The organism is Actinocatenispora comari (genome assembly GCF_017312725.1).
GTDB classification, from domain to species: Bacteria; Actinomycetota; Actinomycetes; order Mycobacteriales; family Micromonosporaceae; genus Actinocatenispora; species Actinocatenispora comari.
Genome location: NZ_BOPO01000053.1, coordinates 68448 through 94436, shown reverse-complemented (window position 1 = coordinate 94436; position 25989 = coordinate 68448). Strand labels below are relative to the sequence as shown.

The 25989-nt window shown below is 71.5% G+C and carries 31 protein-coding genes; 20 read left to right on the top strand and 11 right to left on the bottom strand.

From position 1 onward, the window contains the following. The first annotated feature begins 74 nt into the window (after positions 1–74). Positions 75–353: a DUF3040 domain-containing protein gene (locus NUM_RS15470; RefSeq protein ID WP_225918598.1), complete on the top strand. Its 279-nt coding sequence runs from the start codon at positions 75–77 to the stop codon at positions 351–353. Positions 354–612: 259 nt separating this feature from the next. On the opposite strand, the gene NUM_RS15465 is transcribed toward NUM_RS15470, so the two are convergent. Then, on the bottom strand, positions 613–2775 hold the full coding sequence (locus NUM_RS15465; protein ID WP_207125541.1) for a catalase: 2163 nt from the start codon (positions 2773–2775) through the stop codon (positions 613–615). Between the two features lie 136 nt (positions 2776–2911). Next, positions 2912–3097 carry a hypothetical protein gene (locus NUM_RS15460; RefSeq protein ID WP_207125540.1) on the bottom strand — a complete coding sequence of 62 codons (186 nt, stop codon included), beginning with the start codon at positions 3095–3097 and terminating at the stop codon, positions 2912–2914. A gap of 135 nt (positions 3098–3232) precedes the next feature. Between NUM_RS15460 and NUM_RS15455 the strand changes: the two genes are divergently transcribed. Next, the gene (locus NUM_RS15455) at positions 3233–3637 is read left to right on the top strand and encodes a DUF2795 domain-containing protein (protein WP_207125539.1); all 405 of its coding nucleotides are present in this window, start codon (positions 3233–3235) and stop codon (positions 3635–3637) included. A gap of 62 nt (positions 3638–3699) precedes the next feature. Next, complete coding sequence (locus NUM_RS15450) at positions 3700–4143, top strand: hypothetical protein (RefSeq protein WP_207125538.1); 444 nt, start codon at positions 3700–3702, stop codon at positions 4141–4143. A gap of 181 nt (positions 4144–4324) precedes the next feature. On the opposite strand, the gene NUM_RS15445 is transcribed toward NUM_RS15450, so the two are convergent. The 3 genes from NUM_RS15445 to NUM_RS15435 all read right to left on the bottom strand — a co-directional run bounded on the left by NUM_RS15445 (position 4325) and on the right by NUM_RS15435 (position 7016). Further along, the gene (locus tag NUM_RS15445) at positions 4325–4723 is read right to left on the bottom strand and encodes a phage holin family protein (protein ID WP_207125537.1); all 399 of its coding nucleotides are present in this window, start codon (positions 4721–4723) and stop codon (positions 4325–4327) included. Beyond that, on the bottom strand, positions 4720–6504 hold the full coding sequence (gene ctaD, locus NUM_RS15440; RefSeq protein WP_207125664.1) for an aa3-type cytochrome oxidase subunit I: 1785 nt from the start codon (positions 6502–6504) through the stop codon (positions 4720–4722). Before ctaD (NUM_RS15440) ends, NUM_RS15445 begins: the two co-directional genes overlap by 4 nt. An 80-nt stretch (positions 6505–6584) precedes the next feature. Continuing rightward, the gene (locus NUM_RS15435) at positions 6585–7016 is read right to left on the bottom strand and encodes a cytochrome c oxidase subunit 4 (protein WP_207125536.1); all 432 of its coding nucleotides are present in this window, start codon (positions 7014–7016) and stop codon (positions 6585–6587) included. Between the two features lie 148 nt (positions 7017–7164). Between NUM_RS15435 and qcrB the strand changes: the two genes are divergently transcribed. Next, positions 7165–8769, top strand: coding sequence for a cytochrome bc1 complex cytochrome b subunit (gene qcrB / locus NUM_RS15430; protein WP_207125535.1), 1605 nt, complete (start codon positions 7165–7167; stop codon positions 8767–8769). Positions 8770–8864: 95 nt separating this feature from the next. Continuing rightward, positions 8865–9491 (top strand): hypothetical protein, encoded by a 627-nt coding sequence (locus tag NUM_RS15425; protein WP_207125534.1) that lies wholly within the window; start codon positions 8865–8867, stop codon positions 9489–9491. Positions 9492–9503: 12 nt separating this feature from the next. On the opposite strand, the gene NUM_RS15420 is transcribed toward NUM_RS15425, so the two are convergent. Next, on the bottom strand, positions 9504–10856 hold the full coding sequence (locus tag NUM_RS15420; protein WP_207125533.1) for an MFS transporter: 1353 nt from the start codon (positions 10854–10856) through the stop codon (positions 9504–9506). Between the two features lie 188 nt (positions 10857–11044). Here NUM_RS15420 and NUM_RS15415 point away from each other — a divergent pair, with 188 nt between their 5' ends. Next, complete coding sequence (locus NUM_RS15415) at positions 11045–11998, top strand: inorganic phosphate transporter (protein ID WP_207125532.1); 954 nt, start codon at positions 11045–11047, stop codon at positions 11996–11998. Next, positions 11995–12657: a DUF47 domain-containing protein gene (locus NUM_RS15410; protein ID WP_207125531.1), complete on the top strand. Its 663-nt coding sequence runs from the start codon at positions 11995–11997 to the stop codon at positions 12655–12657. Before NUM_RS15415 ends, NUM_RS15410 begins: the two co-directional genes overlap by 4 nt. A gap of 49 nt (positions 12658–12706) precedes the next feature. On the opposite strand, the gene NUM_RS15405 is transcribed toward NUM_RS15410, so the two are convergent. Further along, the gene (locus NUM_RS15405; RefSeq protein ID WP_207125530.1) at positions 12707–13288 is read right to left on the bottom strand and encodes a dihydrofolate reductase family protein; all 582 of its coding nucleotides are present in this window, start codon (positions 13286–13288) and stop codon (positions 12707–12709) included. Between the two features lie 65 nt (positions 13289–13353). Further along, positions 13354–14193, bottom strand: coding sequence for an AraC family transcriptional regulator (locus tag NUM_RS15400; RefSeq protein ID WP_225918597.1), 840 nt, complete (start codon positions 14191–14193; stop codon positions 13354–13356). A gap of 237 nt (positions 14194–14430) precedes the next feature. Between NUM_RS15400 and NUM_RS15395 the strand changes: the two genes are divergently transcribed. Beyond that, the gene (locus NUM_RS15395; protein WP_207125529.1) at positions 14431–14817 is read left to right on the top strand and encodes a YciI family protein; all 387 of its coding nucleotides are present in this window, start codon (positions 14431–14433) and stop codon (positions 14815–14817) included. A gap of 124 nt (positions 14818–14941) precedes the next feature. Beyond that, the gene (locus NUM_RS15390) at positions 14942–15571 is read left to right on the top strand and encodes a TetR/AcrR family transcriptional regulator (protein ID WP_225918596.1); all 630 of its coding nucleotides are present in this window, start codon (positions 14942–14944) and stop codon (positions 15569–15571) included. Positions 15572–15587: 16 nt separating this feature from the next. On the opposite strand, the gene NUM_RS15385 is transcribed toward NUM_RS15390, so the two are convergent. Further along, positions 15588–16226 (bottom strand): sigma-70 family RNA polymerase sigma factor, encoded by a 639-nt coding sequence (locus NUM_RS15385; protein ID WP_207125528.1) that lies wholly within the window; start codon positions 16224–16226, stop codon positions 15588–15590. Positions 16227–16457: 231 nt separating this feature from the next. Continuing rightward, positions 16458–16736 carry a hypothetical protein gene (locus tag NUM_RS15380; protein WP_207125527.1) on the bottom strand — a complete coding sequence of 93 codons (279 nt, stop codon included), beginning with the start codon at positions 16734–16736 and terminating at the stop codon, positions 16458–16460. Positions 16737–17070: 334 nt separating this feature from the next. Here NUM_RS15380 and NUM_RS15375 point away from each other — a divergent pair, with 334 nt between their 5' ends. The 6 genes from NUM_RS15375 to NUM_RS15350 all read left to right on the top strand — a co-directional run bounded on the left by NUM_RS15375 (position 17071) and on the right by NUM_RS15350 (position 22002). Then, on the top strand, positions 17071–17844 hold the full coding sequence (locus NUM_RS15375) for an SDR family NAD(P)-dependent oxidoreductase (protein WP_207125526.1): 774 nt from the start codon (positions 17071–17073) through the stop codon (positions 17842–17844). Positions 17845–17991: 147 nt separating this feature from the next. Next, the gene (locus NUM_RS15370) at positions 17992–18444 is read left to right on the top strand and encodes a DUF5709 domain-containing protein (RefSeq protein WP_207125525.1); all 453 of its coding nucleotides are present in this window, start codon (positions 17992–17994) and stop codon (positions 18442–18444) included. Between the two features lie 38 nt (positions 18445–18482). Beyond that, positions 18483–18935: a peptide-methionine (R)-S-oxide reductase MsrB gene (gene msrB, locus NUM_RS15365; protein ID WP_207125524.1), complete on the top strand. Its 453-nt coding sequence runs from the start codon at positions 18483–18485 to the stop codon at positions 18933–18935. 1 nt (position 18936) lies between these two features. Further along, positions 18937–19464 (top strand): peptide-methionine (S)-S-oxide reductase MsrA, encoded by a 528-nt coding sequence (gene msrA / locus NUM_RS15360; protein ID WP_207125523.1) that lies wholly within the window; start codon positions 18937–18939, stop codon positions 19462–19464. Positions 19465–19600: 136 nt separating this feature from the next. After that, the gene (ctaD, locus tag NUM_RS15355; RefSeq protein ID WP_207125661.1) at positions 19601–21289 is read left to right on the top strand and encodes an aa3-type cytochrome oxidase subunit I; all 1689 of its coding nucleotides are present in this window, start codon (positions 19601–19603) and stop codon (positions 21287–21289) included. A 113-nt stretch (positions 21290–21402) separates the two neighbouring features. After that, positions 21403–22002, top strand: coding sequence for a sulfite oxidase-like oxidoreductase (locus tag NUM_RS15350; protein WP_207125522.1), 600 nt, complete (start codon positions 21403–21405; stop codon positions 22000–22002). Between the two features lie 39 nt (positions 22003–22041). Here NUM_RS15350 and NUM_RS15345 read toward each other — a convergent pair whose 3' ends face one another. After that, a complete protein-coding gene (locus NUM_RS15345) occupies positions 22042–22512 on the bottom strand; it encodes a molybdenum cofactor biosysynthesis protein (RefSeq protein WP_207125521.1) in 471 nt (156 codons plus the stop codon). A 161-nt stretch (positions 22513–22673) separates the two neighbouring features. On the opposite strand from NUM_RS15345, the gene NUM_RS15340 reads away from it, so the two are divergent. The 5 genes from NUM_RS15340 to NUM_RS15320 all read left to right on the top strand — a co-directional run bounded on the left by NUM_RS15340 (position 22674) and on the right by NUM_RS15320 (position 25716). Then, positions 22674–23591 carry an NADP-dependent oxidoreductase gene (locus NUM_RS15340; RefSeq protein ID WP_207125520.1) on the top strand — a complete coding sequence of 306 codons (918 nt, stop codon included), beginning with the start codon at positions 22674–22676 and terminating at the stop codon, positions 23589–23591. 122 nt (positions 23592–23713) lie between these two features. Further along, positions 23714–24043, top strand: coding sequence for a hypothetical protein (locus NUM_RS15335; protein WP_225918595.1), 330 nt, complete (start codon positions 23714–23716; stop codon positions 24041–24043). 56 nt (positions 24044–24099) lie between these two features. Beyond that, complete coding sequence (locus NUM_RS15330) at positions 24100–24756, top strand: Dps family protein (protein ID WP_207125519.1); 657 nt, start codon at positions 24100–24102, stop codon at positions 24754–24756. Beyond that, entirely contained in the window at positions 24753–25118 is a 366-nt protein-coding gene (locus NUM_RS15325; protein ID WP_207125518.1) for a GNAT family N-acetyltransferase, read from the top strand. The genes NUM_RS15330 and NUM_RS15325 overlap by 4 nt, the downstream gene beginning before the upstream one ends. Positions 25119–25260: 142 nt before the next feature. Further along, positions 25261–25716: a hypothetical protein gene (locus NUM_RS15320; protein WP_207125517.1), complete on the top strand. Its 456-nt coding sequence runs from the start codon at positions 25261–25263 to the stop codon at positions 25714–25716. Positions 25717–25989: the final 273 nt, after the last annotated feature.

Here is a 25989-nt window from a genome sequence, read left to right as displayed (position 1 = left end):
GCGATCGGGTCGTTTGGCCGGGTGGCCGCTGGGTAGCTCGACTGCGCAGCGCACGGAGGCGAGGGGCACGAACGATGCTCAGTTCCGAGGAACGCCGGCGCCTGGCGGACATGGCAGCCGAGATCGCGCGCGCCGACCGACGGTTCGCCGACGGCCTCCGGGACGGCAGGCCGTGCGCGCCCCGGGAGCTTCGCTGGGGTGCCGGCCGGATCACCGTCTTCCTGCTCACGATCGCGGTACTGACCGTCAGCATCGTGCTGGCCGCGACCGGCGTGACGATCCTCGGGATGTGCTCGCTGCCGGCGGTCGGCATCGCCCTCGGCTGGGTGGTCCGCGGCTGGTACCGCTGCTGAGCCCCGCTCGCCGGTCGGGCCGCGGGGCGACGGGTACGGATCCGCGGCACGGGAGAGGTTTGACGGCGGCGATTCCGGGCAGGACGGCCGGGTTGGCGCATCCGTCAGGTGGTGTTGGGGGGTGCCACCGATCGCCGGATGACGCCGGCGGATCGATGCCCTGTCCGACCCGACGCGCAGGGCATCGATTCCTGCCAGGCGAAGGCGCGTCGCGGGGTACCGTCGCGACGCGCCCGCTCGGATCGAGACGCCGCCTCGCTCAGGCGGAGACGGCGTCGACGTCGCGGGTGAAGATCCGGTGCTTGGCCAGCGCCGCCACGAAGTCGTCGACGAAGCGGCTCCGGGCGTCGGAGTCGGCCGAATCGGCGATCAGCACGACACCCTGTTCGGCACCGTCGGCCCCGGCATCGTCCGGCAGCGCGGCATCCAGCAGCCTGGCCACCAGGTCGGCGCCGGCGCCGATGCCGGCGACCGGCTTGCCGTGCTTGTACGCCTCCAGCACGTAGTGCCTCGCCTCGCCGTCGGCCTCGATCGCGGCCACGGCGTCGGTACCGTCCGGTACCAGCACCGCGTCGTACAGCACCGAGGACACGGTGGTGTGCGCGCGATCCGCCGACACCGTGCCACCCTCGGCGGTGGACAGCTGACCGTCGTGCAGGCCGAGCAGTTCCGGCTGGGCGCCGCGGTCGGTGAGCGTGTCGAGCAGCGGGCGCAGCGTGCCGTCGGCCAGGCCGTCGGCGGCCAGCACCGCGACCGTGCGGGTACGCACGCTGTCGCCGGCCAGGTTCGCCATGCTCAACGCGGGCGAGCTGCGGCCGTGGTTGGTGGTCGCCGCGGTCGGTTCGTCGACGCCGATCCCCCGCGCCACCGCCACCGCGAGGTCGTGGTCGATCTCGTTGATCCGGTCGACGGCCCGTTCCCGCACGTGCCGGTGTTCGCACTTGCCGAGCTCGAACCGGAACGCGGCGACGATGTGTTCGCGTTCCCAGTCGGCCATCGAGTTCCAGAACAGCGTCGCCTGGCTGTAGAAGTCCTGGAAGCTGGGGCTGCGCTCGCGGATGGTCCGGCCGCTGACCGTCTCGGTGTAGTGCACGAACGCGCCGGCGTCGGGCGAGGCGGTCACCGGGCAGCCGCCCGGGTTCAGCGAGTTCGGCGTGTAGTTCGCCTGCCCGACGTGGATGTCCTGCTGGCCGTACCCGTCGCGCTGGTTGTTGGTGACCCGGGCGACCGGCCGGTTCACCGGCAGCTGGGCGAAATTGGGCCCGCCGAGCCGGATCAGCTGGGTGTCCAGGTAGGAGAAGTTGCGCGCCTGCAGCAGCGGGTCGTTGGTGAAGTCGATGCCCGGCACCACGTTGGCGGTGTGGAAGGCGATCTGCTCGGTCTCGGCGAAGAAGTTGTCCGGGTTGCGGTCCAGCACCATCCGACCGATCGGCCGGACCGGCACCTGCTCTTCCGGGATGATCTTCGTCGCGTCGAGCAGGTCGAAGTCGAACGCGTGCTCGTCGTCCTCGCTGACCAGCTGCACGCCCAGCTCCCACTCCGGGTACTGGCCGTTCTCGATCGCCGTCCACAGGTCGCGGCGGTTGAAGTCCGGGTCCTTGCCGGCGCACTTCTGCGCCTCGTCCCAGACCAGCGAGTGCACGCCGAGCAGCGGCCGCCAGTGGAACTTGACGAACGTGCCCTGCCCGGCGGCGTTGACGAACCGGAAGGTGTGCACGCCGAAGCCCTGCATCATCCGGTAGCTGCGCGGGATCGCCCGGTCCGACATCAGCCACATCACCGTGTGCATCGCCTCCGGCTGCAGCGACACGAAGTCCCAGAACGTGTCGTGCGCCGACGCCGCCTGCGGCATCTCGTTGTTCGGCTCCGGCTTGACCGAGTGCACGAAGTCCGGGAACTTGATGCCGTCCTGGATGAAGAAGACCGGAAAGTTGTTGCCGACGAGGTCGTAGTTTCCTTGTCGGGTATAGAACTTGGTCGCGAAGCCACGCACGTCGCGTACGGTGTCGGCCGAGCCGCGCGAGCCGGCCACCGTAGAGAACCGGACGAACACCGGCGTCTCGAGCTCCGGGTCCTGCAGGAAGTCGGCGCGGGTCACGTCCGCCATCGACTCGTAGACCCGGAAGCGGCCGTACGCGCCGGCGCCGCGGGCGTGCACGACCCGTTCCGGGATCCGCTCGTGGTCGAAGCGGGTGATCTTCTCCCGCGCGTGGAAGTCCTCCAGCAGCGTGGGACCGCGGTCCCCGGCGCGCAGCGAGTCGTCCGTCTGCGCGACCCGTACGCCCTGGTCGGTGGTGAGGTGGTGGCCGGCCGGGTCGTTGCGGGCGGCGTCCAGGTTCTGTTGCTTGTCGAGCCCGCGCTCGGTCGACTGCGGTCCGGTGCCCGCGGGACGCTCGTCCGGGGACTGCTGCTGGTCGGCCATCACCGTCTCCTCACCGTCAGCCAGGTGTACGCCACCAGCCGGCGGCCGCCCCCGACCGTCCGGACCCACCACGATGACGCGTTGCTGCCGCAGCCCCGCTACCCGGCCCGTCCACCGGCAAACCCTCCGGCCGGGTTCAGGTGTGGCTGCGGCCCCGCGCCACCGCCTCGGACTGCTGCGGATCGGCTCCGCGGCGCCGCTCGGCGATCGCCTTCTCCAGCTCCTCCACCGACATCGCGGCGGCGGCCCGGATGCCGAGATCGGCTGCCTCCTGACGAAGCCGGGCATCCTTGCTCGGCTGTTCACCCTTCCCCTCAGACATCCGATCCGCCTCCCACGTCTTCTTCCTGCCCCGTTTCCCCGGGCCGGGCCGGGTAAACGTGCCCCGGTGGTGTTTGGCCGGCAGGCTGCCGGGTAGCCGGTCGGCCGATCGTGATCGGCCCGCGAAGGAGGCGCCATGCCCACCGAACCGCAGCCGGGGAGCAGCACCAACAGCCCGCGCCGGGACGACGAACTCGCGGCGGAGACCTCCGGGTACACCCAGGGTGGCGGCAGCGCGCCCCGGGTCGGCGAGGACCAGCCCGCGGCGAGCGAACTCGACGAGTCGGCCGGGGTCGGCGGCAGCCCACCCGGCATGGACGCCGAGGACGTGGCCGGCCGGAGCGAACTCGCCCGGTACGTGTCGCCGTCGGCGTTCCCGGGTGACCGGGCGGCGCTGGTGGCGTCGGCACGCGACAACAACGCGCCGGACCACGTCGTCGGCCAGCTCGACGAGCTGCCCGACGGGCGCCGGTACGTCAACGTCAGCGCGGTGTGGGAGGCGCTCGGCCACGGCATCGAAGCCGACGACGAGCGCTTCTGACCCGCTCTCGGCCGCCGGGCCCGCTCCGGCGGCCGTTCCACCGGCCACGACGGATGGTGATCATGGATCTGGCGAGCAGCATCGGAATCGGGCTGATCGGCATCGTGCTCGGGGTGGCGGGCCGCATGCTCGGGCCACGAGCGACCGCACCGGAGGTGTTCGGCTGCGCGGTCGCCGGCGTGGTCGGGGGCGAGCTCGGCGTGCTGCTGGGCTCCCGCAGCTCGCGCGGCGAGTTCCAGTGGATCGTCGGCATCGTCCTGGCGGCGGTGTTCGTCGCCGCCGCGGTGGCCTTTTTCGTCCTGCGCCGCGGGCCCTACCCGCCGCACGACAACACGCCCCGCCGCCTCGATCCGGCCGACGTCGAGGCGCAGCGGGCCGACCGGAGCCGCAGCGGCACCCGGGACCGCAACGACGTGGCCGGCGGCGACGCCACCAACGACGAAGTCCGCCGGCAGCCCGGGGCGCGCCGCGCCGACGACGTCGGCCGCCGGCAACGGGGCCGCTAGCCCACCGTTGGCCGCGGCAACGGGGCCGCTGGCACCGCCGCTACCCAGCAGCGACCGCTCGTCCCGCGGGTCGAGCGGTCGCTGCCGGTACCCGGTCTGCGGTTCAGCCGTCCCGCTCGTCGGTACCCACCGCCGCCTCGTTCCGCGGGGCGAGCGTCGCTGCCGGCACCAGGCCGGCGGTTCAGCCGTCCCGCTCGTCGGTGCCCACGGCCGCCTCCGCATCGGTACGCAGGTCGCTCGCCGCTCGGCCGGCGACGGCCGCGGCCGCCCGCAGCCGCTGCGTGGCGAGCACCGCGGCCCCGGCGCTGCCGGCCAGGTAGACACCGGTGAGCGTCAGCGCCGCGGCGCGTGGGGGCAGGAGCCGGTCGGCACCCCGCAGTACCGCCGAGGCGAAGGCGTGCAGGGCGAGCGCCGCGCCCGCGCCGGCGATCGCGGCGAGGGCCAGGCCGCCGGCCGATCGGCGGGCCAGTTCGAGCGCGTCGGTACGGATGTGTTGCAGTTCGGCGTGCACCAGCTCGGCGCTGTCCGCCGCGAGGCGCTGCGCGGCCTGTTCGGGTCCGCGCGGTTGCTGCTCGGTCACCGTCGTTCTCCCTTCCGGGTGCGGGCCGGCGACTGCCGGTCCCGGGCCGCGGACGCCGAGCGGGGCCCGCTGCCCCGGCCCGGTTCGACACCGGCCCGGATGCGATCGTTCAGCTGCTCGTCGGCCCGGCCCGCGGTTCGGTCGACCAGCTCGGCGTAGCGCAGATCGAAGGCGGGACGTTCGCTGCGGATCCGCGGCAGCCGGGCGAAGTTGTGCCGGGGCGGCGGGCAGCTCGTGGCCCACTCCAGGCCGTTGCCGTAGCCCCACGGGTCGTCGATCTCGACCAGCGTGCCGGCCTTGTAGGACGAGTAGACGTTCCAGACGAACGGCAACATGGACAGGCCGAGGATGAACGCGCCGATGGTGGAGATGGTGTTGAGCAGCGTGAAGCCGTCGGTCGACAGGTAGTCGGCGTAGCGCCGGGGCATGCCCTCGTTGCCGAGCCAGTGCTGTACCAGGAAGGTGGTGTTGAAGCCGACGAGGGTCAACCAGAAGTGCAGCTTGCCGAGCTTCTCGTTCATCATCCGGCCGGTCATCTTCGGGAACCAGAAGTAGATGCCGGAGAAGGCGGCGAACACGATCGTGCCGAACAGCACGTAGTGCAGGTGCGCGACGACGAAGTACGTGTCGGTGACGTGGAAGTCGATCGGCGGTGAGGCGAGCAGCACCCCGGACAGCCCACCGAGCAGGAAGGTGACCAGGAAGCCGATCGCGAACAGCATCGAGCTGGTGAACACGAGCTGGCCGCGCCACATGGTGCCGATCCAGTTGAAGAACTTCACCCCGGTGGGCACCGCGATCAGGAAGCTCAGCAGCGAGAAGAACGGCAGCAACACCTGTCCGGTGGCGAACATGTGGTGCGCCCAGACGGTCATCGACAGCACCGCGATCAGGCACGTCGCGAAGATCATCTCCTTGTAGCCGAACAGCGGTTTCCGGCTGAACACCGGGATGGTCTCGGTGACGATGCCGAAGAACGGCAACGCCACGATGTAGACCTCGGGGTGGCCGAAGAACCAGAACAGGTGCTGCCACAGGATCGCGCCGCCCGCCCCGCTGTACACGTGCGCGCCGAGCTGCCGGTCGGCCTCCAGCGCGAACAGCGCCGCGGTCAGCACCGGGAACGCCATGATCGCCATCAGCGCGGTGATCAGGATGTTCCAGGTGAAGATCGGCATCCGGAACATCGTCATGCCCGGCGCGCGCAGCGTGAGGATCGTGGTGATGATGTTGACCGAGCCGAGCACCGTGCTGAAGCCGGCCACGATCAGGCCCATCGTCCACACGTCGCCGCCGGCGCCCGGCGAGTTGGCGATCTCGGTCAGCGGCGCGTACGCGAACCAGCCGAAGTCCGCCGCCCCGCCCGGCATCAGGAAGCCGCTGAGCACCAGCAGCCCGCCGAACAGGTACAGCCAGTAGGACAGCGCGTTGAGCCGCGGGAAGCTCACGTCGGGCGCCCCGATCTGCAGCGGCACCACGTAGTTGGCGAACCCGAACACCAGCGGCGTGGCGAACAGCAGCAGCATGATCGTGCCGTGCATGGTGAACAGCTGGTTGTACTGCTCGGGCGACAGGAACTGCAGTCCCGGCCGGGCGAGTTCGGCGCGCATCAGCAGCGCGAGGATCCCGCCCACCGAGAAGAACGAGAACGACGTGATGAGGTAGAGCAGGCCGACCTGCTTGGCGTCGGTCGTGGACAGGATCCGCCCCAGCGCGGAACCCGGCGGTTCGGCCCGGGTGGGGCCGCGGCGGCCGTTGATTCCCCGCGGTACCACGATCAGCCGTTCGTCGCCGGACACCACCAGACGAGGGGTGCGGGCGCCCGACGGTGCCGCGGTGGCGGGATGCTCCGACGACCTGGTCACTGCTGTCTCCCGTCCTCCGACGGCGGATCGGTGCGGTGGTAGAACTCGAACGCCAGCCCGCCGGCGGTGGCGATCGCGAGCAGCAGGCCCACGGCCAGCAGCCAGGCCTGGCGTAGCGCGATGCCGGTGGCCGCGATCGCTGTACCCAGGCCGATGGCGAACGGCCAGTAGCTGCGCGGGGCGAAGAACCCGAGCCGACCGGCACGCTCGGCGACGTCGCCGTCCCGGTCCTCCGGCCGCGGCCGGATCCGCCGCGACACCATGCCGAAGTAGGTGCCGCAGATCAGGCTCAGCGTCCCGGCCAGCGCCAGCGTGACCGTCCCGGACCACTCCACGTGCGTGGACGCCCAGGTGCTGTAGGCGTAGATCGCCGCCACCAGGTACATGAACACGGCGATCAGCATGAACAGCCACTTCTCCACCCGCATGCCTGGGCCCCGCCTCCCGCTGTCCGACGCCACCCGCACCCAGCACGGCTCCGCCGCCGGCTACCCACCTTCCGCGGCGTCATGCGCGACGCTTCGGAGGTTTCGAGGCCGCCGGTCTGGTTAACCGGATTCGCGACAGGAGGCGAGCATGCGAGTACCCGATCCGCGTCCCTCGGCGGTGGCGCGCCGGCTCAGCCGGTGGGGCGACGACCGGCTGGGTGCTGCCGGGCTGGCGCGCAGCGTGTTCAACAAGGTCTTCCCGGACCACTGGTCGTTCCTGCTGGGCGAGATCGCGCTCTACTCGTTCGTGGTGCTGATCCTGACCGGCACGTTCCTGGCGATGTTCTTCACGCCGTCGTCGCACGAGATCGTCTACCACGGCAGCTACGTGCCGCTGCGCGGCATCACCGTGTCCGAGGCGTACCGGTCGACCCTGGACCTGTCCTTCGACGTACGCGGTGGGCTGCTGGTGCGCCAGCTGCACCACTGGGCGGCCAACCTGTTCGTCGCCGCGATCGTCGTGCACATGCTGCGGATCTTCTTCACCGGCGCCTACCGTCGGCCCCGGGAGATGAACTGGTTCATCGGCCTGCTGCTGTTCTGGCTGGCCTTCGTCGAGGGCTTCGCCGGCTACTCGCTGCCCGACGACGGGCTGTCCGGTACCGGCCTGCGCATCGCGGACTCGATCGTCCTGTCCATCCCGCTGATCGGCACCTGGGCGTCGTTCGCCCTGTTCGGCGGGGAGTTCCCGGGCACCCTGATCATCGAGCGCCTCTACATCGCGCACGTGTTCCTGATACCGGGGATCATCGCGGCGCTGATCGCGCTGCACCTGGTGCTCGTCGTGGTGCTGAAACACACCCAGTGGCCGGGACCCGGGCGCACCGAGCACAACGTGGTCGGCCACCGCATGATCCCCGGCTTCGCCGGGCGCTCCACCGGGCTGTTCCTGTGCGTGTTCGCGGTGCTGTCGTTGATGGCGGGGCTGGTCCAGATCAACCCGGTCTGGTTGTGGGGGCCGTACCAGGCGTCCGCGGTCTCCTCGGCGAGCCAGCCCGACTGGTACGTGATGTTCCTGGAAGGCTCGATGCGGGCGATGCCGGCGTGGGAGATCCGGGTGCACGTCGCCGGGCACGGTTACACGGTCCCGCCGGTGTTCTGGGCCGCGGTGGTACTGCCGGGAGTGCTCACGGTGCTCGCCATGGCCTGGCCGCTGGTGGAGAACCGGATGCACCGCGATCAGCAGCTGCACAACCTGTTGCAGCGGCCGCGGGACAACCCGCAGCGCACCGCGCTGGGCGTGATGGCGGTGGCGTTCTTCGTCGTCCTGACCCTCAACGGCGTGAACGACGTGATCGCCGACAAGTTCGACATCAGCCTCAACGCCATGGTGTGGGCCGGCCGGATCGGCCTGCTGGTGATCCCGCCGGCGGCCTGGTTCCTCGCGTACCGGCTGTGCCTGTCGGCCCAGCAGCACGACCGGCAGACCCTGTTCGAGGGGGTCGAGACCGGCCTGGTCGTGCAGTCGCCGTCCGGTGAGATGAGCGAGGTGCACCAGCCGGTCGTGGCCGGCGAGGCCGACGAGGACACCTACCGGGGCGGCCGGGTGCCGGTCACCCCGGGCGATCTGGGCATCGTCGAAGCCGCGCCGAAGGGGTTCTTCGTCAGCGTCGAGCCGGCGCCACGCACGAAGCAGCTCGAACGTGACGCGCAGGGCGCGCCCGCCGACGCCGAGCAGGAGGCATCTCGGTGACCGGCACGGGACATGCTCGGCCGACGCCGGGGTAGTGCGGTCGAGGAGGCCGGGCGCGGGCCCGGCACCGCGAGCCGAGGCGAGGTGGAGGGCCCATGACCGGCCAGGAGCGGAATCCGGCGACCCAGCAGCAGGCCGCCGGCAACGACATCGAGCGCGACGACCCGGGCGCGGATCCGGAACGCGAGGGCATCCCGGAACACGCCGACGACGACACGCCGGCGAACCGGCAGGTGCCGGAGCCGCGGCGGCTGCCGGTGCCCGGAGACGGGCCGATCGCGTCCGACGACTACGGCACCACCGCCACCGAGACCAGGCGCGGTGAGCCGCTGTCCGGCCGGCTCGCCCGGGAACGCCCGGACGTGGGCGAGGACACGGTGCCGGACGAACGGGCGTACGACCGGACGATGCGCGCCGAGCCGACCGGTACCGACGAGGTCGCGGAGGCGTCGGTGGACGCCGACGTACTCGGCGGCGGCACGGCGGAGGACCCCGCCCTGGACGCGACCATGGAGGGCGACGACCCGCGGACCGAGTCGCCGGTGTCGGTCTACGACCGGATGGACCGCGCCGCCGCCACCGGCGAGCCGGTCGGCGAGCTGGTGGCTCCGGACGAGGGCGCCCATCCGGACCGGGAACGCGACGAGATCGCCCGGCAGAGCGACCGAACCGACCCGGCACCGGAGTCCGACGCGGTCCGGGACGAGGGCCCCGGCCGGTGATCGCGGCGCGGATCACCGGGCCGCGGTTCCGGGTGAGGTCGCCCGGACCGAGGCGAGGGCGGTGGCCACGTCGCGCAGGTAGGTGCGCAGGCCGAGCAGGGCGATGAGCCCGGCGACCGGCAGCGGCGCCATGAACAGCAGCACCGCGTACGTCCAGCCCTGCGGCACGGTGTGCAGCGCGTCGGCGACCAGCCCCAGCCCGACCGGCCCGCTGGTCTCGGCGATCGAGCGCAGCGCGGTCCGCACCGCCTCCGCCCTCCCCCACAGCCGCGGATGCATGATGTCCAGCCGGGCCGCGTCGAACGGCGGGTTCGCGGCGGCGAGGACGGCGGTACCGATCGCGAGCAGCGGCACCGCAAGCAGCGCGTCGGTCGACGCGACGGCCGCGGCCAGCACCGGGGCGAGGATCAGCAGGCACACGGCCGGCACGGCGACCCGGACCCGCGGGTGGCCACGCCGCAGCAGCCGGTCGGTCAGCCGGCCGCCGGCGAGCACCCCGACCACCGCACCGGCGCCGATCACCACGACCAGCAGGCTCGCCACCGACTTGGGGAGCGAGTACTGGCGCATCGCGTAGACGATCGCGAAGGACCGGATCGCGGCGAAGAAGAAGTACCCCAGCGCGGACGCGACGATGATCACCACGTTGGTCCGCACCCGGAGCACGTAACCGATCGCCCACCACAGCGAGCGTTTGGCGGGATCGTCGTGCAGCACCATCCGCTCGACCGGCCGGATGCCGCGCTCGGCCAGCATCCCCGGCATCGGGTCACGATCGGCGCGGTCGGCGGTACGGGTGGGGCCGCCGCGGGCCGGTTCCGGCAGCCGGTGGATCAGCCACGCGAGCAGCGCCCCCACCGGTACCAGCCAGAGCATCGCGAGGCGCCAGGAGACCAGCCCGGCGATCTCGCCGGACACCACGAACCCGCAGCCGGTGCCGATCAGCTCGCCGCCGAGGATCACCCCGTAGACCCGGCCCCGGCGGTACCCGGGGACGTAGTCACCGACCAGCGAGGCGATCAACGGGCCGGCCGCGGCGGTCACCACGCCCAGCAGCGACCGGGCGGCCAGCATCCACCAGTACGACTGGGCGGTGCCGGACAGCACCAGGGCCACCGCCCAGCAGGCGACGCTGGCCGCGAGCAGCCGGGTACGGCGGAACCGGTCGGCGACCACCCCGACCGGGATGGCGAACAGCGCACCCAGCAGGGTCACGACCGACACCAGCAGGCCGACCTCGGCGTTGCCGACACCGAACGCGTGTTCGATGTCGTCGGTGGTCGCCGAGATCGTCGCGGTGGCGGCACCGCTGAGCCCCAGCGTCGCGCCGAACAGCACGGCGATGCGTGCCGTACCGGCCGTCATCGGCCCACCGACCGCGAGGCCGACGACCGACGTGGTGCCGGGGCCGCGGCGAACCCGATCCCTGCTGACACGCAGGGCGTCTACCCGGCCAGACCGGTCTGATGCCAGACCCGGCCGGGCCGAATACCGGCCCGCCCGCGGGGTAGTCGCCCAGCGGGTACGTCCCGTCCGATCCGGAAAGGGGTGTCGTGCCGGTCGTACTGCTGGCGCTGGCCGCCCTGTTCGCCGTCGTGGCCGGGGCGAACGACGGCAGTGCCATCGTCGCGGCCGGGCTGCGGGTACCGGGACTGCGGCCGATCACCCAGATCGGACTGCTGCTCGCGGCGCTGGTGCTCGGCCCCACCGTCCTGTTCGGTACCAGGGTGGCCAGCACGCTCGCCGAGCGGCTGGTGCCGTTCGGCGGCCAGCAGCAGGGCGTGGTCCTGGTCGCCATCGTGGTGTCGGTCGGGGTCGTCTTCACGCTGGCGCGGGCCGGCCTGCCGACCAGCCTGACGCTGGCGCTGATGGGCGCGATCACCGGAGCCGGCCTGGGCGCCGGGCTCCCGGTGCAGCTTCCGGTACTGGGCGAGGTCGCGCTCGCGGGCATCCTGGCGCCGGTGCTCGCCGGCGCCCTCGGCTTCGCGCTGACCCGTGGCGGCCTGCGGGTGGTGGGCGGCTGGCGGGCGACCCGGCGCGCGCGGCGGCTGCACCTCGGCGCGTACTGCCTGCAGTGCCTGGCCTACTCCGCCAACGGCGGGCAGAAGATGCTGGCGGTCTTCGCGATCGCGACGGCCGGTACGGTCGGCTCGGCCGACTGGGCGTTCGCCCTGGCCGCGACCGGCCTGTTCGGGCTGGGGCTGGTCGGGGGCGTGCGGCGCGCCGCGGCCAACCTGAGCCGGGGTGTCCTGGCGGTGCACCTGCGGCACGCGTTGGTGGCCGAGGTCTGCTCGTCGGTGGTGGTCGCGGGCGGCGGCCTGGCCGGGATCCCGCTGACCATGAGCCAGGCGGTCAGCGGCGGTCTGATCGGCGCCGGCGCCAGCGAATCGCCGGCCCGGGTCCGCTGGGCGACGGCACTCCGGCTCGCCGGCGCCTGGCTGGTCACGTTGCCGGCGAGCATCGCGGCGGCCGCGCTGGGCGGCGTACTGGTGCGGTGGGCGGGATGAGCGCCCGGCGTGGTCGGGTGGCCCGGCGGGCGCACCGGCTGATCGAGGACCTGACCGGGCGGTCCGGACGCCGGCTGCTGCGGCTGCTCGACGGCCAGCTCACCCACACCGCGGACGGCGCCGAGCTGGTCGAAAGGCTCGCGCTGGGCCGGGTCACGCCCGCCGCCGCGTACGAGGAGATCCGGGACATCGAGCACCGCGGCGACGACGCCCGCGCGACGCTGATCGAGGAACTCGGTCAGGTGCTCGCGACGCCGGTGGATCCCGAGGACCTGTTCCGCGTCTCCCGCTGCATCGACGACGTGCTGGACAACCTGCGCGACTTCGTCCGCGAGGCCGACCTGTACCGGCCGGACGAGCTGTCGTTCGCGGTGGAACCGATCCGTACCCTGCGCGAGGGGCTGACCGGCTTCTCGGCCGGCCTGGACAGCCTGGACGGGGCGCGGCGCGGCAGCGCCGAGGCGACCCTGCCGGCCCGGCACGCGGCGAACACCCTGCGCCGGCAGTACCAGGAGGGGTTGGCCGAGCTGTTCCGCCGCCCGGTCGACCGGGAGTCGCTGAAACGACGGGAGTTGCTGCGCCGGCTCGACGTCATCGGGCTGCGGCTGGGCGAGGCCGCCGCCGCCTTCGCCGACGCCCTGCTCAAACGCAACCGCTGACCCACCGGCCCCCCGGCGGCATGCGGCTCCCGAGGTACCTGCCGAACGGTCAGCGGCGCACCCGGTAGCACAGGTGCAGCACCCGGTTGCCGGACACCACCACGTCGGGATCCGCCAGCAGGTGCTGCACGTCGACCGACCCGAAGTAGCGCTTGCCCGACCCGAACACCACCGGCACGACGTCCATGCGCACCTCGTCGACCAGCCCCGCGGCCAGCACCTGCCCGCCGACGTCGCCGGCGGCGACCTCGACCACGCGGTCACCCGCGAGCTCCTGCGCCGTGGCCACAGCCGCCTCGACCCCGTCGACGAAGTGGAACGGCGCCGCAGGATCCCAGCCCTCGGGCGGGGGCCGGTGCGTCACGACGACCACGTGGTCGATCCCGCTCGGCGGCGTCCCGTCCCACCCGTCGGTCAGGTCGAAGACGTGGCGGCCGGCGACCGTCACCCCGATCCGGTCCCAGTACGCCCGGGTGTGGTCGTAGGAGGCCTGCGACACCCGCAGCGCGCCGCTCTCGTCCAGCGGGACGTCGCCCCCGGTCAACCAGTCGAACAGCGGACCGGGCTGGTCGTTGTCGTCGGCGATGAAGCCGTCCACCGACACCGAGCCGTACAGCACCACCTTGCCCACGGGGCTCTCCTCTGCCTGGGATGCCCCCAAGTTAGCGGGCCGTGTGCCGTCGCTCTTGTACGAAATCAATCGGCCGGCAGCGGCCAGCTGTCCAGCACGTGGCCGGGATGTTCGCGCAGGAACCGCCGCCGTACCTCGACGTACCGGGTCGGGGTGAGCCCGGTGAACGCCCGGAACTCGTGGCCGAAGTGGGCCTGGTCGAAGTAGCCCGCGTCGGCGGCGAGCTCACCCCAGTCGACCGGTGCGGTCGGGTCGATGGCGAACACGGTGGCGGCGAAGCGGTAGGTGCGGGCCAACCGCTTCGGCGTGACACCGACCAGCCCCTTGAACCGCTGTGCCAGGTGGGTGCTGCTGACACCGGCCGCCGCGCTCAGCTCGCCGATCGGCACCGCTCCGCTGCGCGCCGCGATGACGCTGCTGGTACGGCCGACCAGCCGCAGGCCGTCGGTCTCGCCCAGCCGGCGCAGCAGCTCCCGTTCGAGCAGCGTCAGCATCTCCTGCGGCCCGTCCGCCGCGGCGAGCCGGTCGCGCAGTTCGGTGACGGCGGCCCGGCCCCACACCTGCTCGACCGCCACCGGCCGGTCGCACAGCTCGGCCGCGGGCATCGGCAGGAACGGCGCCAGCCCCCACGGCTTGAAGTGCACGCCCACCGACCGGGTCCGGGGCGGGTAGCCGAACTCGAACGCGCGGGTGGGCACGCTGACCACGCAGCCGTCGGCGTACTCCGCCGCCTCGATGTCGGTACCGCCGCGGATGCGAAACGGTGCCCCGAGGTTGACGATCAGCAACGCCGCGGGCATCGGCGGCAGCATCAGCCGGGCGTACGGTGACGCACCCGCCAGGTGGTACAGGTCGTCGATCAGCCCGTCCAGCGGCGGCCGCGGCACTCTGGACACGTACTCCACGCCCGCAGTATCACCGACGCCGCGCCGCGACCACTTCCTGCACGGTGGGATCAGCCGGTCACCTGGCCGGGGTTTCCCGGTCAAATCGGGCACACCCGGGGTGTCGCGGCCGGGTTTCGCGCGGGCGGGTGTCGTATCGGACGGTTGCCGTTCGTGGAGTAGCCGGGTGGCGCCCGTCCCGGCAGCCACCATCGGAGCTGCGGAGACGACGGACGTCGTGACCAAGAGGAGAGGGCCATGCCGGAATACCTGATCATGTTCAACGACGACTGGGTGCCCGAGCAGACGCCGGACGATCTGCGTACCAAGAGCGCGGCCTCGCACGCCCTGGTCGACGAGATGAAGGCGGCCGGCGTCTTCGTGTACGCCGAGGGCGGCATCGACGCGTCGACCGCGCTGTTCAGCGTCGAGACCAGGGACGGGCAGCCGGTCTTCACCGACGGGCCCTTCGTCGAGACCAAGGAGCACCTGGGCGGGTTCACCGTCATCGACGTGCCCGACGACGAGACGGCCCGCGAGTGGGCGGGTCGGATGGCCCAGAGCCTCGACTGGCCGCAGGAGGTGCACCGGTTCGGCGCCGGGGTCGAGGAGATCATCGACCGGCAGCGGCAGGACCGCGGCTGACATCGGTCGGCGCCCCGACCGCGCGAGTACGAGGTCGGGGCCCGGCCGGTCACCTGCCCGGAGATGCGGAAGAACTGCTACATAATGGACAGGCGCCGCGGAGCGCGGTCAGTAGCATGGAGCCGTGAGCACGACCACCGACCCGCACGACGGCCGGCGCCTGACCGCGCGTGGCGCGAAGACGCGGGCGCGGATCGTGACGGCGGCGGCCGACCTGATGTTCGTCCAGGGCGCCGGTGGGACCACCCTCGACGACGTCATCGCCGCGAGCGGCGTGAGCAAGTCCCAGCTGTACCACCACTTCGAGGGTAAGGACGCGCTGGTGCGGGCGGTCGTCGACCTCGTCGGGGAACGCATCCTCGAACGCGAGCGCGCCTCGCTCGGCCACGTCTCCACGATGCGTGGCCTGCGGCGCTGGCGCGACGCGCTGGTGCAGAACAACGCGCTGCGGCACGGGGCGTACGGATGCGCGCTGGGTTCGTTGGCCGCCGCGATCTCCGATCACGACGATCTCGCCCGCAAGGCGCTGGCCGCCCTGTTCATCGAGTGGCAGGCACTGCTGACGACGGTGTTGCGCCGGCTTCGAGACAGCGGCGAGCTTCGGGCGGACGCGCCGGTCGACCGGCTCGCGATCGGGCTGATGGGCGCCCTCCAGGGCGGCTACCTGCTGGCTCAGACCGCGGGCGACGTCACGCCGATGGCGACGTCGCTGGACATGGCGCTCGCTCACGTCGAGAGCCTGGCCGCCGGTTGAACGGCGGCCGGGCCGGTCAGGCGGAGCGGCTTCCGGTCTCGCCGGGCAGGTGGCCGCTTGCCACGAGCGCGGTCCGCAGCTTCTTCCGCGCATCGAAGAGCACCTTGTACAGCGCGTTCTGGTTCGAGCCCAGCTGCTCGGCGAGGACGTTCATCGGCATCCCGTCGAGGACCGTGGCGACGAACACCAGGCGCTGACGCTCGGAGAGGTTCTCCTCGACGGCCGACGAGACCACGGCAGCGAACTCCTTCGCCTGGACCTCGTCCGCGGGCCCTGCCTCGAACCTGGCGGCGAGCCTGGACCAGTCCTCCATCTCGTAGGAAACCTCATGGCGCCGCCAGAAATGCCGGTTCATCTTGGTGGCGACGTTGAAGATCACGAACTTGCCCGCCCAGGTGGTGAATCTCGCCTCGCCGCGGTACCTGTCGAGGCGTTCGCTCACCGCCATCAGCGCGTCGGCGGCGGCCTGGTGGGCGATGTCCTCCAGTTCCGGGCCGTTCAACGCCAGCAGCGGGGCGCGCCGGCGGACCTCGAACTTCGCGATGCGCAGCAACAGCGGGTAAAGCTCCCGGCATGCCGCTTCCCGGGCGGGCCCTCGCGGGGCAAGATCACGTAGCCACCGGCGACTCTCTTGATCGATCTCTGGGTAGTCCACTGCCGCCTCTTTCGCCGGTGCGTCACGTGCCGTGAACGCGCTGGCCGGTCGCTCCAGGCACCTCGCACGCCCACCGTAGGCTGGACTATATAGTCCATGCAAGCGCGCGTGAGCCGAAGCTCAGATCTGCAAACTGGACTCCATAGACCATCCAAGAGTCGAGGTGCGGTAGGTACCAGCCCGACCGCCGGCCGTGCTCAGGCGAAGTCCCGGGCAGCAGCAGCGGTCGTACTACGAGGGCCCCGGCGCGGCCGGCCCATCGGTGATGGCGTGGAGCAGCCCCGCCAGGTCACCGGCACAGGAACCGCATGCCAGGAAGTGGGGGCGCAGCTCGGGAAATCGCGTACCCGCATCGGCGCCGGCGGCGAGCAACTCCGCATACACGTCGAGCATCTCCCGGGCCCGGTCACAGCCGGCGTCACGGGCATCGGTCGCCAGGAACGCGTCGAGCCGAGACCAATGATCACCCGGTCGATCACCGTCCGTCCCGTTCTGCGCATCCTTGTCCACGCCTGCTCCCTGCTCGATGTCCGTTCCTGCGTCCTCGGAGGTGAAGCATGCCGCAGTCGTCGTCGGGCGACCGGCGCGGATCGTCGACCCGGTCGAGCACCCGGCCGACGGCGGGGGGCCTGCACCCTGCCGCCTGAGGATTGGTGTCAGGTTCGTCGGGGTTCTTACCCGTGCCGGTTGCGGCGAGCGAGGCGGAGCGCCGGTCATCCGGTCCGTAAGACCGGGCGCGCTCGGTGCCACTAGACGGGTGGACGGGATGGACACGGCAACCAGCGGCACCGCCCGGTACCCGTCACCGATCGCGGTGCCGCCGATCAACCGAGGAGCAGCAGCGATGGCAGGCCGTTTCGAAGGACGCAAGTTGGTCGCCGTGGGCGGCAGCAGCGGAATGGGCAGGCAGACGGCGATCGACGTGGTCGCCGGCGGCGGCAGCGTCGTGATCATCGGGCGCGATCCCGCCCGCGTCGACGAGACCGTCACCGAACTGAGCAAGGACGGTGCCGCGTACGGCATCGTGGCCGATCTCGCCGACCGTACCCAGGTCACCGACGTACGGGCGCAACTCGCCGCCGAGCACGCCGACGCGACGCTCCTGCTCAATGCGGCCGGGTTCTTCGTACCCAAGCCGTTTCTCGACTACGACGGCGACTTCTACGACTCCTACCTCGAACTGAGCCGGGCGATCTTCTTCCTCACCCAGACCGTCGTGCGGGGCATGATCGACCACTCCGCCGGCGGATCCATCGTCAACATCGGCAGCATGTGGGCCCATCAGGCGATCGGTGCCACCCCGTCGTCGGGGTACTCGATGGCCAAGGCCGGGCTGCACGCGCTCACCAAGAACCTCGCGATCGAGCTGGCAGCACACCACATCCGGGTCAACGCGGTGGCGCCGGCGGTGGTCAAGACCCCGCTGTACGAGGGTTTCATCCCCAAGGACCAGATCGATCAGACGCTGGCCGGGTTCGACGACTTCCACCCTGCCGGCCGGGTGGGCACGGCCCGCGACATCGCCTCGACCGCAAGTTTCCTGCTGTCCGGCGAGGCGGACTGGGTCACCGGCGCCATCTGGGACGTCGACGGCGGTGTGATGGCCGGCCGCAACTGAGCCTCGTCGCTGCCGTACGAGTGGGTGCCGCCGAGCAGGCGGGCGCGCTGTGCGTCGCCACCCTCGACATCGACGAGAACGCACCGACGAGAACCGGGAAACCGCCGCCCACGACGCGGGCGTGCGCATGCCGTAGGAGGAGTTCCGATGACATCGGCGACCGAGCCAGACGCCGAACCCGACGGTGACGTGAGCCTGCTGCGCCCGCAGGAGAGTCTCGACGACGAGGAGACCGAGTACGACCCGGACACCGGCTACTCGCCCAACGAGCGGCCGTGGGAGATCGACCGGTGGGGGCTGACGGCGGCCGAGGCGGCGCGCGGGGAGGACCTTGCCCACCGGCTCGCCCGGGAACTGCCGGACCGGGTGGACGAGGTCGACGGTGACGGCATCGGGGACAGCACCGACACCGACGGCGAGCCGCTCGACGACCAGGTCGGCGGGGCACGCTCCGGCCGCCTGATCGCCGCCGACCTGGATCCGGCCGATGCCGGTTCCGACCAGTGGGCCCTGGACGTGGGAGTCGACGGCGGTGCCGCCTCCGCCGAGGAGGCGGCCATCCACGTGGTATCCGAACGCGAGCAGGACGACGACTTCTGAGCCCGCGGCCCTACCCACGCACGCAGAGGAGACTCACGATGGTGACCTATCACAAGGACCCGGAGGCGGTTGCCCGACTGACCAGCCAGCAGCGGCGGGTCACCCAGGACGCCGGGACCGAACCGGCCTTCCAGAACGAGTACTGGGACAACAAGGAGCCGGGGATCTACGTCGACGTGGTGTCCGGTGAGCCGTTGTTCGCCTCGACCGACAAGTACGACAGCCACACGGGCTGGCCGAGCTTCACCCGGCCGCTCGAGGCCGACAACGTCGTGACGAAGCCGGACGTCGGCCTCGGCATGGTCCGTACCGAGGTGCGGTCGGCGCACGGCGACAGCCATCTCGGGCACCTGTTCGACGACGGGCCGGTCGCCGACGGCGGGCTGCGGTACTGCATGAACTCCGCGGCTCTGCGGTTCGTCCCCGCGGCCGAGCTGGAGGCCCAGGGATACGGCGCCTACCGGCACCTGTTCGAGAAGGAGGATGCGTAGCATGCACGGCCCGCACAAGGCGATCCTGGCCGGCGGCTGTTTCTGGGGGATGCAGGATCTGATCCGCAGGCAGCCCGGCGTCGTGTCGACCCGAGTCGGCTACACCGGCGGCGACGTCCCGCACGCGACGTACCGCCACCACGGCACCCATGCAGAGGCCATCGAGATCCTGTTCGACCCGTCGGTCACCAGCTATCGGCGAATTCTGGAGTTCTTCTTCCAGATCCACGATCCGACCACCAGGAACCGGCAGGGCAACGACGTCGGCACGTCGTACCGGTCGGCGATCTTCTACCTCGACGACGAGCAGAAGAACGTCGCCGAGCAGACCATCGCCGACGTCGACGCGTCGGGGTTGTGGCCGGGCAAGGTCGTCACCGAGGTGACCGCGGCCGGCCCGTTCTGGGAAGCCGAGCCGGAGCACCAGGACTATCTGGAGACCTTCCCGTCCGGGTACACCTGCCACTTCATCCGGCCCGAGTGGCGGCTGCCGTCGCGGTCCCCGCAGGCGCCGGCGGACTCCGCGTAGCCGCCTTCGCCCCGGGTCCGCAAGGGACACGGCGTGGGCGGGAGGCAGCGGATGCCACTGCCTCCCGCCCCACGCCGTGAAGCTCCACGCCACGAACGTCAAGGAGCGCCGTGTGAGCACCGTTTCGAACAAACCCGTGCCGGTCCCCCGGCCGATCGTCGCGCGTCCGTGGCCGCTGCGCACCGCGCCGCGCGGCTCCTGGCTGGCCCGCACGATCCGGACCACCGACGCGAAGCAGATCGGGATCATGTACATGGTCACCGCGTTCGGCTTCTTCATCGTCGGTGGCTTCCTGGCGCTGCTGATGCGCGCCGAGCTGGCCCGGCCGGGCATGCAGTTCCTGTCGCCCGAGCAGTACAACCAGCTGTTCACCATGCACGGCACGATCATGCTGCTGCTGTTCGCCACACCGATCCTGTTCGCCTTCGCCAACTACATCGTGCCGCTGCAGATCGGCGCACCGGACGTCGCGTTCCCGCGGCTGAACGCGTTCGCGTACTGGCTGTACCTGTTCGGCGGGAGCATCGTGGTCGCCGGGCTGGCCACGCCCGGCGGGAGCGCGGCGTTCGGCTGGACCGCCTACCAGCCGCTCGCCGGTGTCGCGAACTCTCCCGGGCCCGGAGTGGACCTGTGGTTCGCGGGGCTGATCCTGTCCGGGCTGGGCACGATCCTCGGTTCGGTCAACCTGGTCACCACGGTGCTGACGTTGCGCGCGCCGGGCATGACGATGTTCCGGCTGCCGCTGTTCACCTGGTCGATCCTGGTGACCGCACTGCTCGCGTTGCTCGTCTTCCCGCTCCTGGCGGCCGGTTACGCGGCCGTACTGGCGGACCGGGAGCTGGGCGCGCACGTGTTCGACTCCGACACCGGCGGCCCGATCCTCTGGCAGCACCTGTTCTGGTTCTTCGGCCACCCCGAGGTGTACATCGTCGCGTTGCCGTTCTTCGGGATCATCTCCGAGGTGATCCCGGTGTTCAGCCGCAAGCCGCTGTTCGGCTACAAAGGGATGGTCGGCGCCATCATCGGGATCGCCGCGCTGTCGATGACGGTGTGGGCACACCACATGTTCGCCACCGGGCAGGTGCTGCTGCCGTTCTTCTCGCTGCTGAGTTTCCTGATCGCGGTGCCGACCGGACTGAAGTTCTTCAACTGGATCGGCACCATGTGGCGCGGCCAGCTCACCTTCCAGTCACCGATGATGTTCTCCCTCGGGTTCCTGATCACCTTCCTGCTGGGTGGGTTGACCGGGGTGCTGCTCGCCTCCCCCGCGATCGACTTCCACGTCTCGGACACCTACTTCGTCGTCGCGCACTTCCACTACGTGCTGTTCGGCACCATCGTGTTCGCCGTCTACGCCGGCGTGTACTTCTGGTTTCCCAAGATGACCGGCCGGATGATGGACGACCGACTCGGCAAACTGCACTTCTGGCTGACGTTCATCGGCTTCCACGCCACCTTCCTGGTCCAGTTCTGGCTGGGTGCGAAGGGCATGCCCCGCCGGTACGCCGACTACCAGGCCGGCGACGGCTTCACCACGCTGAACATGGTCTCGACCATCGGCGCGTTCATCCTCGGACTGTCGCTGCTGCCGTTCCTGTGGAACGTCTACAAGTCGTACAAGAGCGGACCGGTCGTCGAGGTCGACGACCCGTGGGGCTACGGCGCCTCACTCGAGTGGGCCACCAGCTGCCCGCCGCCGCTGCGCAACTTCGACCGGATGGTGCGCATCCGCAGCGAGCGCCCCGCCTTCGACCTCAAGTACCCGGAACTCGTCGGGGACCTCGCACCGCTGCCCACGCGCGAGGAGGGACGCGACGATGCCTGACCGCGCGGCGGCATCCGGGCCCGGAACGGCAGGGCCCCGAGCGCACCGGCCGACCGGTGAGGTCGCCCGGTGCGAACGCATCATCGTCCGTTCGACGCTGAAAGGAGCATCAGGTGCCCATCCTCAACCGCGGGTTCCGGTCGCGCCGCCAGCCGGGTGACGACAGGCTGCCGCCCGGACAGCACCTGGCCGACGGCTTCCCCGTCCTGACGGCGGGGCCGACGCCGCGGGTACCCACCGACACGTGGCGGTTCGTGATCACCGACGCCGCCCGCCGCCGGCACACCTGGTCGTGGGACGAGCTGATGCGCCTGCCGCGCGAGCAGATCACCGCCGACATCCACTGCGTCACGAAGTGGTCGAAGCTCGGAACCCGGTGGGAAGGCGTGTCGCTGGACACGCTGTTCGAGTCGGTACCGGCGGTCGCCGACCACGCGTTGGTGCACACCTACGACGCCTACACGACCAACGTTCCGCTCGGCGACCTGCTCGGCGCGAAGGCGTGGCTCGCGTACCGCTACGAGGGCGCGGAACTCGACCCCCGGCACGGCGGGCCCGCCCGGCTGCTCGTGCCGCACCTGTACCTGTGGAAGTCGGCGAAGTGGGTCCGAGGCATGCACCTGCTCGACCACGACGAGCCGGGATTCTGGGAGATGCGGGGCTACCACAACTACGGCGACCCGTGGCGGGAGCAGCGGTACGCCGGCGACTGACCCGGGCCTGCCTGGCTGCGGCGTTCCCGGCGACGGCGGTCAGTCCACCGTGAACGTGACCGGGCCGACCCGCAGCCGCCCGTCGGTCAGTGGGCGGGTCCGGACCCCGCCGTGCCCCCGCAGGTTCTTGCGGGCACCCGGCCCGATCGTGACGTCCATCCAGGCACACGGGCGGGCGGGCCGGTGCACCGCGAACACCACCGGGCCGAGCCCGGAGTCGAGGGTCAGCGTGCGCCCGACCATGTCGTCCACCGGGATCTCCCGCACCAGGATGTTGCGCCGCGTCCGGGTCAGATCCACGTCGTCGGGCAGGAACTCCGCGGCCATGATGGTGACGGCCGCGTCCCGGTGTGCGGGCCGGGCGAAGTAGCGGTCGCCGACGATGCCGAGCCCGCCGCGAATCTCGATCTCGTCGACGATCTCGGGCCCGGGTGCCGGCGCCGGGCCGTCGCCCGGGCGCCCCTCGAAGCGGTGCACGGGCGAGGCGAGCAACTGAACGATGGCGGGCACGGCCCCAGTCTGGCAGACGAACGGCGCTCGTCGTTCCGGTCCGGCACGACGAGCGAGCCGGCTGGCACCGGGAGGCAGGGTAAGACACCGCGCTGCGCGGTCACTAGACAGAGACGACCCGACGTCGTCGAGTACGCGGGGTGGCAGGCAGAGGGGGCCGGATGAAGGCGATCGTGGCGACCGACGAGGCGGCGGGAACCGCCGGGATGAGGCTGGTGGAACGCCCCGAGCCCGCGGCGGCGATCAACGACGTCGTCGTTCGCGTGCACGCGGCGGGATACGTACCGGACGAGCTGGACTGGCCCTCCACCTGGGTCGATCGCGCCGGCCGGGACCGGACCCCGTCGGTACTCGGGCACGAGCTGGCCGGGGTGGTCGCCTCCCTCGGCTACGGTACGACGGGGCTGTCGGTCGGGCAGCGGGTGTGCGGCATCGCGGACTGGCATCGCGACGGCACGCTGGCGCAGTACGTGGCGGTCGAGGCGCGCAACCTCGCCGCCCTGCCCGGTGACCTCGACTTCACGATCGGCGCGAGCCTCCCGATCTCCGGCCTGACCGCATGGCAGGGCCTGTTCGACCACGGACACCTGCGGGCCGGGCAGCGGATCCTGGTGCACGGCGCGGTCGGCGCGGTCGGGACGATGGCGACGCAGCTGGCACGGGAGTTCGGCGGCCACGTCGTCGGCACCGGGCGCGCCGCCGATCGCTCGAAGGCCCTCGAGTACGGCGCGCAGGAGTTCGTCGATCTCGACAGCGACGCGTTGGAGGACGTCGGTGCCGTCGATCTGGTCCTCGACGGCATCGGCGGCGAGGTGCAGAAGCGCTCCGCACCACTGGTGCGGCCCGGCGGACGGTTGGTGTCCATCGTCGGCCCGGTCGAGGCGCGGCCGCCCGAGGGCGTGGCGATCGACTTCGTGGTCGAGTCCGACCGCGCCCAGCTGGACGAGATCGTGCGGCGAGTACGAGACGGCCGGCTGCGCACCAACATCGGCACCGTCGGCGACCTCGACGACGCGGTCGCCGTGCTCAACCCGACCGAGCGTCGCAAGGGAAAGACGATCATCCGCGTACGGCCGTGAGCCGGCGCCACGAACCGGCCCGGCCGCTGTGCCTGGCCGCTGTGCCCGCCGCTGTGCCCGGCCGACGGATCCCCCGACCGACCCGATGGGGCGCGGACGAGCCCCGATGTGAGGAGACCTCGATGGACCGCCTTCCTTCCGGCAGCGACGTCGTCGACGGCCAACCGGTCGCCGCGGTGGACATGGTCGCGGCGCTGACCGCCGCGCAGTTCGTGTTCGAGGACGGCGCGACCCAGTCCTTCACGGCGGCGGGCCGAACGACCTACGTCGAGAACGGAGTGCCCTCCGACGGCGAGTGGTCGGTGGCCGGCGACGGATCCTTCGCCTCGTTCTGGCCGCCGGCGTACCGGGCGACGTACGCGGTGCGCTGGATCGTGGCGGACGGAGCGCGGGTCGGGGTCGGCTTCACGGACACCCGCAGCGGCGCCCACTACGCCGGCCGGTACCGCTGATCGTCGGTCGGCCGCCGTTGCGGCTTCGCCAGAACACCGCCAGGGAAAGGAAATCCATGAGTTCGGTGACCAACCACACCACCGGGTCCAGCCAGCCGTGGCTGCACGAGCACGGCGACGAGATCCAGCGGTTCGGCAGCGTGCGGCTGCTCCCGCTGGGGCTGTCGCGCGATGCGCGGATGTACTCCTGCCAGCGGCTGAACCGGGTGCTCGCCGACGCCCAGATCCTGCATTCGTTGTACAAGAAGCACCACTGGCTGATGCGGGGTCCGACGTTCTACCAGCTGCATCTGTTGCTGGACAAGCACGCGGCTGAGCAGTTGGCGCTGATCGACACGGTCGCCGAGCGGGTCCAGACCCTCGGTGGCGTGGCGGTCGGGGATCCGCGGCACGTCGCCGAGATCACCCGGGTGCCGCGGCCGCCGGACGGCGTCGAGAAGGTACCCGCGATGCTGTCCCGGCTGCTCGAAGCGCACGAGATCATCCTGGCCGACGCGCACGACGCCGCGAAGCGTACCGCCGAACTCGGCGACGACGGCACCAACGACGTGCTCGTCTCGGACGTGATCCGTACCGGTGAGCTGCAGGCGTGGTTTCTCGCCGAGCATCTCGTGGACACCCCGCTCGAGCACACCGGAACCGCGCCCGTGTCCGATGCCGGGCCGGGCCCGGGAGGATCCCGCCACGACGGAACACCGAGGGAAGCGACGTGAACGTACAGAAGAACGACGACCGAGGATCCTACGACGCGGTGGTCGACGGGCAGGTCGTCGGCATGATCGTCTACCATCGCCCGCGCGGCGACCACCGGATCACGCTGACACACACCATCGTGGATCCCGCCTACCGCGGCCGGGGCATCGCCGCCCGGCTCGTCCGCCACGCCCTCGACGACATCCGGGAGCAGCACCTCACGGTCACCAACTACTGCACCTTCGTCGCCGACTACATCGCCGACCATCCCGAGTACCGGCAGCTCATCGACCACCGGTTCCCGGGACACGCGACCGTGCCCGACCGCCCACCACGCGAGCACCCGGACGACGATGCCCGGGCCGTCCCGGACCGCGGCTGAACGGCGGGGTGGGCCCGGCCCCACCCCGCCGTTCCGGCACGCGGACGTTTGGGTCGGCGCCGGCGGGAGATACCAGGGGGACGGGAGCCGGCCAGCGCCGTCGCGGGGCGGGGCGGAGCGGTCCGGGAGCGGAGAAGAAGCGGTGTTGTGTACCGATCTGCGGCTCCAACTGTCGGTGTGGGAGGACGACTCCCGCGGCGATCACGCCGTGGTGGTGCTGGAGGACTCGCGGCACCTCACCCTCGGTACCGACGCCGGCGAGGACGTCAGCTCGTTCGTCGCCGACCTGCTGGGCGAGGGGATGTCGTTGGTCGCCGACGTGTTGAACCCTTCGCTGCCGGAGCTGTCCGGGTGGTTCGTGCGCGGCAACGGTGCCCAGCTGACCATCTGCCCGCCGGAACCACCGTCGCTCGCGGTGCGGGCCACGGCCGTTCCGGAGCGGTGGCGTGCGATCGCCGATCGCAGCAGCCAGGTACTGCTGTTCGCCGGCGTGGAGCTGGGCCTGTCCCGCGAGTCCGCCGAGTTCGATCAGCTCACCCGCGCCGCCCGGAGCGGCTGCCTGGTGGGTGGCGTGGTCGCCTTCGCCCGGCGGGACTGACGGCCCGAGCCGCGACACCGTTCAGTCGGCGGCATCGGGCCGGGACAGCGCGTCCATCGCCCGCCGCAGTTCCAGCAGCATCGCACCCGCGCGAGCGCGCGCCGTCCCGGGTCCGCGAGGCCTCGCCCGATCCGCCGCAGCAGAGCGGCCATGTCAGCTCGTCACCGCGCCCTCGCGTTCCGGCCGCCGGTGGCAGGCGGTGCCGAGGAAGGCGGGGACGAGCACGTCGGCGCCGGGAAACCGCATGCCATCGCGCTACCCGGTCGCAGGGCA